The organism is Leptolyngbya sp. KIOST-1 (assembly GCF_000763385.1).
Taxonomy (GTDB): domain Bacteria; phylum Cyanobacteriota; class Cyanobacteriia; order Phormidesmidales; family Phormidesmidaceae; genus Nodosilinea.
In genome coordinates, this window is the sequence record NZ_JQFA01000002.1 from 2,387,846 (window position 1) to 2,401,500 (window position 13,655).

Genomic DNA, 13,655 nt, shown 5'->3' on the forward strand with positions numbered 1-13,655 from the left:
GTTGAAGATTGGGCATAATGCCAACAATCAGTCGGTTTTATGGGATCGTTGTTTTCATAAACTATAACGATCACCAACCCCACACTTTCACATCCCGCTACCAGGATCAGGAGATAATCGTTGAAATTGAGACTGGTACAGTTGAGGGGAGAATGGCAAAACGTGCTTTGAGAATGGTACTGGAGTGGCTCGATCTTCACCAAGAAGAACTTATGGCTAATTGGGAGCTTGCCAGACAGAGAAAAGCTCTAAATGAAATTCAACCTTTACAGTAGGTGGGCTTTGCTATGTTTCTTCATATTGTGAGTATTGATTATTTGGGGGCCTATAAGCTGAGGCTTGTGTTCAACAATCAGACTGTTCAAGAGGTTGACCTTGCCCAAGAGCTATACGGCGAGATCTTCGAACCTCTTAAGGACGTTAACTTCTTCAGGCAAGTCTTTCTCAACCCCGAAACTAACACCATCCAATGGCCAAACAGCGCAAACTTTGCCCCAGAATTCTTGTACGATCTCGGTCAAAACATCCCTCAGGCAGCATGATTTTGGTGAGATGAGCCACTCTATCGCTAACTCCATGCGTCACCTCTATTTTCTTGTCCCTGGCACTGGCAAGCGTTTCCACTGCGGCGGGCTATTTGCCGAACTCAAGACCCTGAAGCTGGCCCAGCAGATTTGCCCTGCCGAGGTGGTCACCTACGACCAGCGAGAACCTGGCACCCTCTTTCTCGACGATCTGCTCCAGCGACCCGGTTTAGGAAACAGCATTTTTGTGATCAGCTGGGGTTTTCACATCCCGCGCCTGGTGAGGCGGCTGCGGGGGCAGCAGGTGGTGTACCACGCCCACAGCAGCGGCTACGGCTTCACCCTGCCGGGGGATATCCCGATTGTTACCGTCAGCCGCAACTCCATGGGTTACTGGGGCCAAAAGCGGCCCAACGGGCTAATTTTTCACCTACCAAACCACATTTCGCCCGAATTCACCAACCGCCAACAGCCCAGAGACATCGACGTGCTGGTGCAGACGCGCAAGTCGTCGAATTACCTGCTCAATCAGCTGGTTCCGGCCTTAGAACCCCACTGCAATCTGGTCAAGCTGGAGGGGTTCGTGGACGATCTATCGATTTTGTTTAACCGCAGCAAAGTTTTTCTCTACGACTCAGCGGAGTACTGGGCACTGAGTCGGGTCAGCGAGGGATTTGGCCTGCCGCCCATGGAGGCCATGGCCTGTGGCGGCCAGGTGTTTACCAGCGTCAACGGAGCGCTGGCCGACTACCTGGACCCAGGCTTTAACTGCTACAAAATTGGGGTGCACTCAGTGGGGTACGACTGCGATCGCATCCTCGCCGCCCTGCAAACCCCTACCCCCCTGGCCATGACCACCGCCGATCTCGCCCCCTACCGCGCCGATGCCCTGCTGCCCCGGCTGGAAAGAATTCTGGCTGAGATCAACCACTTCTTCGACTACCGGGCCAAGCACCGCGCCGACATCCCCGATCTCACCAAACCTCGCCTGACCCGCCTTTGGTTGCAGCGCACCGCCGATAAAGTGCGCAAGAAGCTGGGCAGGTAAAAGGGGAGTACCCCACGTCCCACACCCTGCGCTGCGATCCCCACCTTTAGGCCGGTAGGTTGGCAAAGGCACAGTCACGCGAGACAATATAAGAACTGTAATATTTGAACCTTAGGCTGTGAATAACGCTCCTGTACGCACGGTATCTGACGCCAAGCGCGACTTTTATACCCACCATACCCGCCCCATTAACTCCATCTACCGGCGCGTGGTAGACGAGCTGATGGTAGAAATGCATTTGCTCTCGGTCAATGTCGACTTTGCCTACGACCCCATCTACGCTCTGGGCATTGTCACCACCTTCGATCGCTTCATGCAGGGGTACCAGCCGGAGAGCGACAAAGATTCCATCTTTAACGCCCTGTGCCGCTCCATCCACAGCACCCCTGACCACTATCGCGGCGACGCCGAAGCCCTCAAAGCTGCGGTCAGCGGTATGTCCCTTGACGACCTGAAGGGGCAGTTTGAGCACCTCTCTGAAGGCGGCGACGGTTTGCGCGGCACCCTGGCAGCTGTAGCCACCAAAGACAAGTTTAAGTACAGTCGTCCCTTTGGCGTCGGGCTCTACACCCTGGTAGAAACCGCCGCCGCCGAGGATGCCCTCAAGGAGAAAGACACCGTTGAGGCTCTGTTCAAAGACCTGGCCAGCAAACTCAATATTGCTACCGACAAGCTGCAAAAAGATGTCGAACTCTACCGCAGCAACTTGGAGAAGTTTGCCCAGGCTCAGGAGGTGATGAAAGATATGCTGGCAGCCGATCGCAAAAAGCGCGAAGAACGCCAGAAAGCCGCCGAAGCCGCTGCCGAAACCATTAACGAGTCGGTGGCCACCGCCCCCGAAGCCGCAGAATCAGGCGCTGAGTCAGGTGAGGCCGCCGAATAGCAGCTTGTACAATGGGCTCGACAGGGCATGGCTGCCGGAGTAGGCTACCTTAGCCACATTCCTGGTTCCGACGGCGATCGATCGCCTTGAGCTGGTGGTAAAGCATCTCAATTTTAGGTACTGTCGCTCCGGCGGCCTGGGCGGCGCGCACAGTATTGCCATAGATGGCGTCTACCTCCAGGGGTCGCCCTTCGTCAAAGTCAATTTTCATGCTGGTGCGGTAGGGAGCCATCCGCTCGGTGTGGGTCAGCATATGAGCGACCAGTTCTGGGGGCAGGTGCCGACTCTGGCCAGGGGAAAGCGACTCGCCATCCCGCCGCGCCGCCTCCAGCACTTCACCCATCAGCTGTTCGGCCAGCCGGCGAATGTTGGGGTCGGCCATCATTTCTACCGTTGTGGCATTCATCACCACCGAAAGGCCATTAAACGGAATATTCCATACCAGCTTGCGCCACCGAGCCAGGCGCAGGTCGCTCACCACCTCCACCCCCACCTGTCCGGCCCGGAAGTCCTGCTCAATGGCTTCCAGCAGGGGCGAATGGCCGGCGGGCTGACGGTCAGCGCAGTATTGCCCCAGCAGCAGGTTGCCGTAGTCAAGGTGGCGAACGGTGCCAGGGCCTACTTTATTGGCACAAATAATGCAGAGCCCGCCCAGGATCGGGTGAGGCGCCGAGGCCGTTGCCCAGGCGGCGATGTCATCTTCAATTCCAAACCCGTTTTGGAGGGTTAAAATGGCCGTTTCTGGCCCCAGAATGGGCTTCAGCAGGGTTGGCAGCAGGGCGTTTTGAGTGGTCTTAAGGGCGACGATCACCACATCAACCGGCGGCATTGTGGCCGTACTGCGGTGGGCATTCACCTGGGGCAGGGCGAAATTTCCAGCCACTGACTCGATCACCAGACCGTGTTCATTGACGTAATCGCAGTCGCCGCGCAATAGGAAATGGACCTCAGCCCCACCGCGCTGCAAACACGCCCCATAGTAGCCGCCAACGGCTCCTGTGCCGACAATGGCGTAGCGCCGCCCGCTCAAAACAGCACACCAGGTAATTGTTCACCCTGCTAGCCGAGGTATTTAGAAGGATCTGACCAGCACTAAACCCTAGCCGTAGCCGTCCTACCCCGCCTGTGACTTCTATAGACTTCTATAATAGCTTTCAGCGATGCACAGGGGCAGGGGCTGAGGTCGGGTAAGCAGACGTTTTGGCGGGCTCAAGTACGGAGGGAGCATCCAGCGTCTCCTCTAGCCAGGCTGGCTCTCGGAGCACCTCAGAGAACGTGAGCTCTACGGGTTGGGACAAGAAATCGAGCGGTTGCATCTCAACCATCGACGCTGAAAATACAGGCACAGCCAGAGAACATGCAGACCAGCGACTTTCTACCGGCACGCCAAGCTGGCTACACTGGCCTCCTCGCCGGCCCTCAGGAGCATAAAAACGGCAGCGGCTGCAAGACGATACCCGGCACTGCGCTAAATTCATAGTGGCGTCCTAAAGCGGCACATAACCCCTACATTTTCACTCTTGGAAAAAATGGGGATCATTCAAATTAATGCTCGAATAGCTGGGTTTCAAACGACTACAGCGAATACAGCAAACAGATTACCTTCAAGATTTCTTTATGTTTACTTTAGACCGATACACATTTCTGTAAAGGAGGCCGTCGTAAAATTTGAACATACGTAAACTCGGCGGGGATCAGGCAAAACACGGGTAATATCCCCCTTGCCTGATTCGAAATCCATCGGATATTGTCATTCTCTACCTGGCAATAGGTCAAAGAATCTCCGCTCTTGAATACTTGAAATGGTTGAATAAAATAGGTTGATTAATTTTTTGATTTCACATCTTCCTTTAGGTATAGCTTGAACTCGAATGGCTTGATGAGTAAGCGGGGTTTGGCCCAAGGTTGTCAGCTCAAGCTTCTCTACTCCACCGTTGACCCCAATCTCCCTGCGATCCTGTCGCCCGTGGGCTATGGCATAATCCTGCCCTATGGGCCAACCGTCTAATCTCCTGCTAAAACTGAGTCGTCAGCTGTTTGCTGAGGACTGCGATCGCGCTGCTTTTCTAGAGGCGCTGGTTCACCCCCAGCTCTTTTCCACGGCCATTGTCTGGATGCAGCCGCGCCCGAAGCAGGTTCCCTTTGCGATCGCCTCTGCCCTGCCCTGGCAGCCCGCCTGGGTCGACCGTCTCAGAACCAATCAGCGCCCCGGACAGCACCCCCTTCATCAATCTGGAGCATACTACTGCCTGGATATGGCGTCCGTGTTCTCCGCTGCCGTTTTTAGCGCCATCCCCACCCCAGGGGAGGCCGTGCTGGATCTCTGTGCGGCCCCCGGGGGCAAAAGTCTGCTAGCCCGACAGGCCCTGGGCCCCAAGCATCTCTGGTGCAACGAGGTGATCCGCAAGCGGGTCAAAATCCTCATCGCTAACCTCAAGCGCTGCGGGGCCACCGAAGCTTTGGTCTTTAACCTCGACCCCCAGATCTTTGCCGAGCAGCTTCCCCAGGCGGCCTCAGTGGTGCTGGTCGATGCGCCCTGTAGTGGGCAATCGCTTTTGGCCAAAGGCGACTCAGCCCCCGGCTGCTTTCACCCCGTCAGCATCAAAAAAAATGCCCGTCGCCAAAGGCGCATTCTGGCCCACGCTACCCAAACCGTCGCGCCAGGAGGGTACCTGGCCTACATGACCTGCACCTTTTCCCCAGAAGAAAATGAGCGGGTAGTCGCCTGGCTGCTGAGGACATTTCCCCAGTTTGAGGCTGTACCGGTCCCGGCCCTTGGGGATCATGCGTCGTCGTTAGCCCCATTTCCCTGCTATCGGCTGTGGCCCCAGTCGGGCCTGGGAGCAGGGGGATTTACCGCTCTGCTGCGCAACTGCGGAGAGGGCTCGGAATCCACCCGTTCAGACCCCATCAATCTGGAGTTTCTCACTGCCAGGGGTATGAAAATCCACGCTCCTGTGCCACCCGCTTAATCAGTCCCGGCGGGGGAGCCGGCTTGGGGGTCTGGCCGTGGGACGGCTATGCTGAAGACTGTACACCCGTAAGCGATCCCGGCGACCATGGCCAATCCGTCTACCCGTCCCCACCCATCCCCCCTAAACGCCATTATTCGCCTGCTGCGCTGGGACAAACCGACGGGACGGCTGATTCTGATGGTGCCGGCCCTCTGGTCAGTGGTGCTGGCGGCCCAGGGACGCCCCCCGCTACCGCTGGTGGGTGTCATCGTCCTGGGAACCCTGGCCACCAGCGCCGCTGGCTGCGTCGTCAACGACCTGTGGGATCGCAACATCGATCCCCACGTGGCCCGTACCCGCACCCGCCCCCTGGCAGCCCGCGATCTCTCCGTGTCCGTAGGGATTGGGGTGCTGCTAGTATCCCTGCTGTGTGCCTACGGGCTCTCGCTCTACCTCAACTCCCTCGGCTTCTGGCTGTGTGTGCTGGCGGTGCCGTTTATTCTGCTCTATCCCCTGGCCAAACGGGTGTTTCCCGTACCGCAGCTGGTGCTCTCGCTAGCCTGGGGATTTGCGGTGCTGATCCCCTGGGCCACCGTAACGAGCAATTTAGATTTGCCAGTATGGATTTTGTGGCTTGCCGTCGTGCTGTGGACCCTGGGATTTGACACCGTCTACGCCATCCCCGATCGCGACGACGATCGCCGCCTAGGCGTCAACTCAGCCGCTCTCTTCTTTGGCGACTACACGCCTCAGTTCATCGGCTTTTGCTTTCTGGGCACCTGGCTGCTGATGATTTGGCTGGGCCTGCTGCTGTTTCTGGCCTTCCCCTACTGGCTGGGGCTAGCCGCCGCGCTGATGGTCTGGTCACGCCAGTCCTACCTGCTCAGCCGCTACAAGCCCCCCCTCCAGCTCTACGGACAAATCTTTCGGCAAAATGTTCAGCTCGGCTTTCTGCTCATCCTCGGCATGATCCTCGGCTCCCTCCTGTAACCCCCACCCATCCACCCATCCACCCTCCTACCCCCTACCCACCCACTCACTCCCCACTCCCCACTCCCCACTCCCCCGCAACGCTACAATGGGAACTGATGCAATTCCCCGTTGGAGCGGTTTATGACCACTGCGGCCCCCGCCAAGACAGAGTCCACCAAGACCCAGTACGAAGCCATCATTGGTCTGGAAACGCACTGTCAGCTGTGCACCGAAACCAAAATTTTCTCCCCGGCTTCTACCGCCTTTGGGGCTGACCCCAATACCTACATCGACCCGATTGTGGTGGGCATGCCCGGGGTGTTGCCGGTGCTCAATCAGCGGGTGCTGGAGTATGCCGTCAAGGCGGGGCTGGCTCTCAACTGCCAGATTGCTCCCTACTCGAAGTTCGATCGCAAGCAGTACTTCTACCCTGATCTGCCCAAGAACTACCAAATTTCCCAGTACGACCTGCCCATTGCCGAGCACGGCTGGCTAGAGATTGAGCTGATCGACAAGAAAACCAAGGAAGCGACCCGCAAGCGCATTGGTATCACTCGCCTGCACATGGAAGAAGACGCCGGCAAGCTGGTGCATGCGGGCAGCGATCGCCTGGCCGGGTCCACCTATTCCCTGGTCGACTACAACCGGGCTGGGGTGCCGCTGATCGAGATTGTCTCCGAGCCCGACATCCGCAGCGGACAGGAGGCCGCCGAGTATGCCCAGGAGCTGCGCCGCATTGTGCGCTACCTCGGCATTAGCGACGGCAACATGCAGGAGGGCTCTCTGCGCTGCGACGTGAACATTTCCGTGCGCCCCGTGGGCCAGGCCGAGTTCGGCACCAAGGTGGAGATCAAAAACATGAACTCCTTTAGCGCCATCCAAAAGGCGATCGAGTACGAAATTGAGCGACAGATCAAAGCCAACGAAGCCGGTGAAAGAATCGCTCAAGAAACCCGCCTGTGGGACGAGAGTAGCCAGCGCACCAAGAGCATGCGCTCTAAGGAAGGCTCCAGCGACTACCGCTACTTCCCAGAACCCGATCTGCCCCCAATTGTGGTGTCGGTGGAGCAAAAAGAGGGCTGGCTGGCGGAGTTGCCTGAGCTACCGGCCCAAAAGCGCACCCGCTACGAGTCAGAGTTTGGCCTCTCTCCGTACGATGCCCGCGTGCTCAGCGACGAGCGCGCCATCACCGAGTACTTTGAGGCCACAGTGTCCGCCGGGGCCGACCCCAAGCTCACCTCCAACTGGATCACCCAGGACATCGCCGCCTACCTCAACAACGAGAAACTCTCCATTGACGCACTGCCCCTGACGCCCGCCAGCTTGGCCGAGCTGGTACAGCTGATTGAGGCCGGCACCATCAGCAACAAAATCGGCAAAGACCTGCTGCCCGAGCTGCTCACCCAGGGCGGCTCTCCCAAGGCCCTGGTCGAGGCCCGGGGGCTGAGCCAAATTTCTGATCCGGCTCAGATAGAGGCCATGATCGATGAGGTGCTGGCGGCGCATCCAGAGGAGCTAGAGGCCTACCGGGGCGGCAAGAAAAAGCTCCAGGGGTTCTTTGTAGGCCAGCTGATGAAGCGTAGCGGCGGGCGAGTGGATCCGAAGTTGAGCAATCAGCTCCTCAGTCAAAAGCTAAACTCGTGACAATGCCTGAAGTCATTGAAAAAAATCAATAAGGGGTCTTACCCCCCATGCAATTTCTAGGCTAATATGGTACTAGATGCACCCTGATGGTAGGGAGAGCTATTTTTTGGGCTCTCCTTTTTTTTGCCTTTTTGTCGGCCGCCGACTCAAATCAATGCCGACCCAGATTGATTCTGAATCTACAGCCTCGATTCCTCAAAGGGTCCCCAAAGCACCGTAGGGTAAGCACGGCCCACCAGCCTGTTCAGCATATCTGGCGATGCAGCAGTGACTAGAGCGTCGGTACAGTATTTGGTTTGCAGCGAGGCTCGGGGCATGCGAGCCACAACGGCGCTAATCAGCCCAAGGTGCTACTGGGGCCATGTCACTGGCCCCAGGCCCCGACGGGAAGGAGCGATTGATCATCGGTTTAAACCTCTGTGCTGCCAAGGAATCGGTAGGGATCTATAGACCCCGCACTGGCAGCTACGAGATCGCAACCATACTGAACCAGTGCTCTAGAGAACGGTTTCGCCGCTCTGGAGCCGCTTTCAATTCTGGCGGTATCGAGTTTGCAGTTTAGCCAGGGGCTATACGTTGACCTGGAGCTGCGGTTCTAGCGGTTCGCTGGGATCGATCACTGTGGTACCCGACCCGCTTCCCGAGGTCGCCCCTCGACCGTTGCCCCACACCACTCGGCGGCTACCCGGCGGCAGAGCAATGGTCTCGGTGCCAGCTGAGGTCAGCCAGATCGTGGATTTCTGCGGTAGAGCGATCGCGCCCTGGGCGGGTCTGAGCGCTACCCCAGCCAGGGCATACATGACCCGAGGCTGCTCTCTGAGTAGGGCATCCTGCCCCGATGAATCAGGCTGGGGGAGCCACAGGGCGGCGGCAAACCCCTGCTTGAGGGCATAGCTGTAGAGCGAAGCCGCCGCAATTACCGCCTGCTCAAAGCTGGGCTCGTCCCAGCGGGCCGTGGTGTCGAGGGCAATCACCACCTCGCGGCTGGCGGTCATAGTTTCCAGTTCGCGTACTCGGAGTTCGCCGTAGCGAGCGCTGGTGCGCCAGTGAATCAGGCGGGTGGGATCGCCCCAGCGGTAGGGGCGCAGCGATCGCGTCACCCCCTGAGTATCGGCCTGGGCGAGGGGGTTGTAGCGCCAGTGCTGGCCCTGGCGGGGGCCAACGGTATCAAGCAAAGGACAACGTTTCAGGGGCAACACCTGGGGGTAAACCACCGCCGTGGCAGGCGCTGCCATCGATCGCCGGCACCAGAACAGGCCCAGGGGTGCCGCCGTCCGCAGATCGGCCCTGGACCACTGGTAAATGCCCCGCCGCCGGGTGGGAAGTTGATAGCGCCAGATGTAGGTTTGGCCGGGCAGGAGACTGCTGACCGCCTGCACCTGAACCGCCCCCAGCCCCTTAGGCAGAGGATCGATTAGTTGAAACAGTCCTTTGGTCTGGCGCTGGGGATTGCGAACCTGAAGTTCAACGGCCAGGGGCACCTCAGCGGTAACGGGCTGGATGGGCGATCGCGTTACCACCAGCCCGTTCAGGTTGCGGGGGGGCAGCAGAGCTGCTATCACCAGCAGGGCCAGCATCACGCCGCTAATCACGTAGAGCCAGCCGGCCAGGGTATTAGTCGCCGCCGCAAAAAAGAATAGCGCCAGTCCCAGCAGGATCCAGCCAACGTAGGCGGGGTTAACCCAGCGATGCTCAAGCCAGTCGGTGAAGCGTGCCGCAAATTTCATCTAATTGCCTGCTAAAAAAACAGGGTGGCAGATCGTCAGCCACCCTGAGGTCTAGAACTTACTCTGATTAGCGCTTGACCAGCTTCTTAGACATCTTGCGCAGACGAATCGACTCGGGGGTAATTTCCACCAGTTCGTCAGGGCCGATGTACTCCAGGGCGCGCTCCAGGCTCATATCCACCGGAGTTTGGAGCTGCACCAGTTCGTCGCCACTGGCGGCCCGGTGGTTGGTCAGCTGCTTAGTCTTGCAGATGTTGAGGTCGAGATCCTGGTTGCGGTTGTGCTCACCCACAATCATGCCCTTGTACACTTTGGTGCCGGGGCTGATGAAAAACACGCCGCGATCCTCGGCGTTCTTGAGGGCGTAGAAGGTGGCCACCCCTTCCTCAAAGGCAATCAGGACACCGTTGCGACGGGCCTCAATATCGCCACCCAGGGGCCGGTAGTCCAGGAAGCTGTGGTTCATGATCCCCTCCCCGCGGGTCAGGCGCATGAACTCGCCCCGGAAGCCGATCAGCCCCCGCGCCGGAATCACAAACTCCAGGGTGGCACGACCGTCCCCCAGCACCCGCATGTCCTGTAGTTCGCCACGGCGCTGGCCGATGCGCTCCATGCAGCCACCCACACCGTCTTCGGGCACGTCGAGCACCAGCAGCTCGTAGGGCTCGCAGGGCTGGCCGTTGACTTCGCGGTAGATCACCTGGGGCTGGGACACCTGAAACTCATAGCCTTCCCGACGCATGGTCTCAATCAAAATGCCCAGGTGCAGCTCGCCCCGGCCCGACACTGAAAAGCGATCGGGGGAGTCGGTGGGCTCCACCCGCAGCGCCACGTTAGTCTCCAGTTCGCGCATGAGGCGATCGCGCAGCTGCCGCGAGGTGACAAAACTGCCCTCCTGGCCCGCAAAGGGCGAATCGTTGACCACAAAGGTCATCTGCAGGGTGGGCTCGTCCACCTTGATCAGGGGCAGCGCCTGGGGATTGGTGGGGCAGGTGATGGTCTCGCCGATGTTGGCGTCAGCAAATCCCGCTACCGCCACAATATTGCCCGCCGAGGCCTGCTCAATCTCGATCCGGCGCAGGCCCTCAAAGCCCAGCAGCTTGGAGATTTTGGACTTCACCATGCTGCCGTCTTCCTTGATCAGGGCAGCCTGCTGGCCCGCATTGATGGTGCCGTTGTGAATTTTGCCAATCACAATGCGGCCCAGGTACTCCGAATAGTCGAGGGTGGTCACCTGAATTTGCAGAGGCTTTTCAGGATCGCCCACCGGGGGCGGTACGTGGTCCAGAATGGACTCAAACATCGGCTTCATATCGACGCCGTCGTCTTCGAGCTTGGTTTTCGCGTAGCCCGCCAGACCCGAGGCAAATAGGTAGGGGAAGTCGCACTGATCGTCGTCCGCCCCGAGCTCAATAAAGAGATCCAGCACTTTGTCTACGGCCCCGTGGGGTTCAGCCTGGGGGCGATCGATTTTGTTCACCACCACAATCGGGCGCAGCCCCTTCTCCAGGGCCTTTTTCAGCACAAAGCGGGTCTGGGGCATGGGCCCTTCGTTGGCGTCGACGATCAAAATGCAGCCGTCCACCATGCCCAACACCCGCTCCACCTCACCGCCAAAGTCAGCGTGGCCGGGGGTGTCAATGATGTTGATCAGGGTGTCGCCGTAGCGAACGGCGGTATTTTTCGACAGAATGGTAATGCCACGCTCTCGCTCTAGGTCGTTGGAGTCCATGACGCAGTCGGGTACATCTTCCCCTTCGCGAAAAATGCCAGACTGCTTTAGCAGGGCATCGACCAGAGTAGTTTTGCCGTGGTCAACGTGGGCAATAATTGCAACGTTGCGAATGGGAAGCGTCATAACTGGGTAAACCTAGGCGACAGTAAGCGGGCGACGAAACTACCCCCGAGCGCCAAACGTTAGGAAGCTCAAGACAAGTTCCGAATATGCAAAAAGACTTAACAATTGTAGCTCACTAGACAGGGCCTTGACGAAACTGGGGCAGGTAAATATCCCTTCCCTGAAATCTCAGCTTGGGGCCCAAAAAAAGGACGCCCGTAGGCGTCCTTACCTGAATATTGTGCAATATTGTGCCCCCAAAACGCTGCTTGGGGGCATAGGCAGAGGTTACATCGTGAGACCAGCGGCCTGCACCTTCTCCACCTGCTTCTTCTTCAGCACCAGCATGATCTGGGTCAGCATCACCGCCGCCAGGAAAGCGACTAAACCTTTGATCCGGTTGGGGCTTTGCAGGACAATCTCGGTATCCATCTGGCCAAAACCGCCCACGTTGGGGTTGCTGGTCAGGGGCTTACCGGCTTCGACGACATCCCCTGCGGCCACCAGCAGTTCGGGCCCAGCAGGGATGGTTTCGGTCACGGCATCGCCAGCCTCAGACTGGATGGTGACCAGATAGCCACCGGCCGCCTGGGGCTCAACATCGGTGACGGTGCCGTTCACGCTGGCGTTGTAGACGGTGTTGTTGCTGGCCTGGCCGGTGGGATAGACCTGGCCCCGGCCCCGGTTGCCACCCACGTGAATCTGATATTTGCCGAAGGAGACCGATTTGTTCTGGTTGGGGTCGGGGGACAGCACCGGGAAAACGATCTCCTGGTACTGCTCACCGGGCAGCGGGCCGACCAGCACGATGTTTTCCTGGGTATCGCTGTAGGGCATGAAGTAGGTACTGCCGACTTCCTCCTGAAGCTCCTCGGAAATGCGATCCGGGGGAGCAATTTTGAAGCCCTCGGGCAGCACCACCACGGCACCGACGTTCAGACCGCCACGGCTACCGTCGCCCAGAACTTGCTGGGTGTCGAGGTCGTAGGGAATTTCGACTTTGAGCTTAAAGACAGAGTCAGGCAGTACAGCCTGGGGTACTTCCACCTTGGTGGGCTTGGCGGCCAGGTGACAGTTGGCACAGACAATGCGCCCGGTGGCTTCCCGAGGGGTGGCGTAGTTCTCTTGGGCCCAGAAGGGGTAAGCCTCGGCGGTTTGAGGTACCGCCAGCCAGCCTGCAAACACCGTCAGAATGGCTGTGCAGGTGATGACGAAGGGGCGCAAGCCGTTGATCAATGACGTCAATTTATTCATGCGTTCAGAACTTAGGTCAACTGGAGTTTGGGGTTGCAGGTTGCTGAAGCTCAGGCCAAAACCAGGGGCTGTCATCAGCTTGCTGCTAAACGCTCAAAAGTCAAGGGTTACAGCCCCTAGCCTGTGATTTGGGTCGGGCGTGGCAAAGCTTGATACACCGGACTTTTGGCCACAACTGAAAACACGCCCTAGGCCCACCAGGGATTTTCGCCGGTGCGGAAGTCGGTTTCAGTCCAATTGCTCAGGGCTACTTTGTCGTCTTCGGTGACGTCGGCGTGGGCCAGAGCCAGGGATAGCGGCGCTGGACCGCGCACCACTTTGCCAGCGGCGTCATACTGGGAACCGTGGCAGGGGCACATAAACTTGTTTTCGCTGGCATTCCAGGGCACCACGCAGCCCAGGTGAGTGCAAATGGAGTTGATACCATAGCTTTCCAAAGAGCCACTTTCCTGCACCACCAGGTAGGTGGGGTCGCCCTTGAGCCCCTGCACCAGAACGCGATCGCCGGGCTTGTGAGTCGCCACAAACTCGCTGGCAATCACATCATTGCCCAGTTCGTTCTTGGCGGTTACCCCCCCTCCACCGGTACCGCTGGAGGGGGGAACAAAGTACTTGATCACGGGATAGAGCATGCCGCCAACGGCCCCAGAGGCAGCACCCAGCAGCAGCAGGTTCATAAATTGGCGTCGCCCCAAATCAGGGACATCGGAGGTTCCAGAAACTTGAGTCATAATCCAGACTGGTATACCTGTTTCAAATGAATGACAGCTATCAACGGCGGTAGCTGAGCCTAGATCAACGGCAGCGGACTA

General features: G+C 58.4%; 12 protein-coding genes. 7 read left to right on the top strand and 5 right to left on the bottom strand.

Features of this window, described 5'->3' with window-relative positions; translation table 11 throughout:
- The first annotated feature begins 17 nt into the window (after positions 1-17).
- From NF78_RS10595 to psb29, 4 genes are all read left to right on the top strand, one after another.
- Positions 18-275: a DUF4160 domain-containing protein gene (locus tag NF78_RS10595; RefSeq protein ID WP_035986155.1), complete on the top strand. Its 258-nt coding sequence runs from the start codon at positions 18-20 to the stop codon at positions 273-275.
- Between the two features lie 12 nt (positions 276-287).
- Positions 288-542, top strand: a complete 255-nt coding sequence (locus NF78_RS10600; protein WP_035989367.1) for a DUF2442 domain-containing protein — start codon at positions 288-290, stop codon at positions 540-542.
- Between the two features lie 34 nt (positions 543-576).
- Entirely contained in the window at positions 577-1,572 is a 996-nt protein-coding gene (locus tag NF78_RS10605) for a glycosyltransferase (RefSeq protein ID WP_035986158.1), read from the top strand.
- A gap of 118 nt (positions 1,573-1,690) precedes the next feature.
- The gene (psb29, locus tag NF78_RS10610) at positions 1,691-2,455 is read left to right on the top strand and encodes a photosystem II biogenesis protein Psp29 (RefSeq protein WP_035986160.1); all 765 of its coding nucleotides are present in this window, start codon (positions 1,691-1,693) and stop codon (positions 2,453-2,455) included.
- 49 nt (positions 2,456-2,504) lie between these two features.
- On the opposite strand, the gene NF78_RS10615 is transcribed toward psb29, so the two are convergent.
- Positions 2,505-3,485, bottom strand: a complete 981-nt coding sequence (locus NF78_RS10615; RefSeq protein ID WP_197064813.1) for a putative 2-dehydropantoate 2-reductase — start codon at positions 3,483-3,485, stop codon at positions 2,505-2,507.
- Between the two features lie 961 nt (positions 3,486-4,446).
- Here NF78_RS10615 and NF78_RS10620 point away from each other — a divergent pair.
- The 3 genes from NF78_RS10620 (at position 4,447) to gatB (ending at position 8,025) form a co-directional block, all read left to right on the top strand.
- Positions 4,447-5,427 carry an RsmB/NOP family class I SAM-dependent RNA methyltransferase gene (locus NF78_RS10620; protein WP_035986166.1) on the top strand — a complete coding sequence of 327 codons (981 nt, stop codon included), beginning with the start codon at positions 4,447-4,449 and terminating at the stop codon, positions 5,425-5,427.
- A gap of 87 nt (positions 5,428-5,514) precedes the next feature.
- Positions 5,515-6,399 carry a 4-hydroxybenzoate solanesyltransferase gene (locus NF78_RS10625; protein ID WP_035986168.1) on the top strand — a complete coding sequence of 295 codons (885 nt, stop codon included), beginning with the start codon at positions 5,515-5,517 and terminating at the stop codon, positions 6,397-6,399.
- A 123-nt stretch (positions 6,400-6,522) separates the two neighbouring features.
- Positions 6,523-8,025, top strand: a complete 1,503-nt coding sequence (gene gatB / locus NF78_RS10630) for an Asp-tRNA(Asn)/Glu-tRNA(Gln) amidotransferase subunit GatB (protein WP_035986170.1) — start codon at positions 6,523-6,525, stop codon at positions 8,023-8,025.
- 569 nt (positions 8,026-8,594) lie between these two features.
- Here the strand turns inward: gatB and NF78_RS10635 are convergent.
- The 4 genes from NF78_RS10635 to petC all read right to left on the bottom strand — a co-directional run bounded on the left by NF78_RS10635 (position 8,595) and on the right by petC (position 13,574).
- Positions 8,595-9,752: a DUF58 domain-containing protein gene (locus NF78_RS10635; protein ID WP_035986172.1), complete on the bottom strand. Its 1,158-nt coding sequence runs from the start codon at positions 9,750-9,752 to the stop codon at positions 8,595-8,597.
- Positions 9,753-9,819: 67 nt separating this feature from the next.
- Positions 9,820-11,610 carry a translational GTPase TypA gene (gene typA, locus NF78_RS10640; RefSeq protein ID WP_035986174.1) on the bottom strand — a complete coding sequence of 597 codons (1,791 nt, stop codon included), beginning with the start codon at positions 11,608-11,610 and terminating at the stop codon, positions 9,820-9,822.
- Between the two features lie 267 nt (positions 11,611-11,877).
- Positions 11,878-12,843: a cytochrome f gene (gene petA, locus NF78_RS10645; RefSeq protein WP_035989369.1), complete on the bottom strand. Its 966-nt coding sequence runs from the start codon at positions 12,841-12,843 to the stop codon at positions 11,878-11,880.
- 188 nt (positions 12,844-13,031) lie between these two features.
- Positions 13,032-13,574 (bottom strand): cytochrome b6-f complex iron-sulfur subunit, encoded by a 543-nt coding sequence (gene petC / locus NF78_RS10650; RefSeq protein WP_035986176.1) that lies wholly within the window; start codon positions 13,572-13,574, stop codon positions 13,032-13,034.
- Between the last annotated feature and the right edge of the window lie 81 nt (positions 13,575-13,655).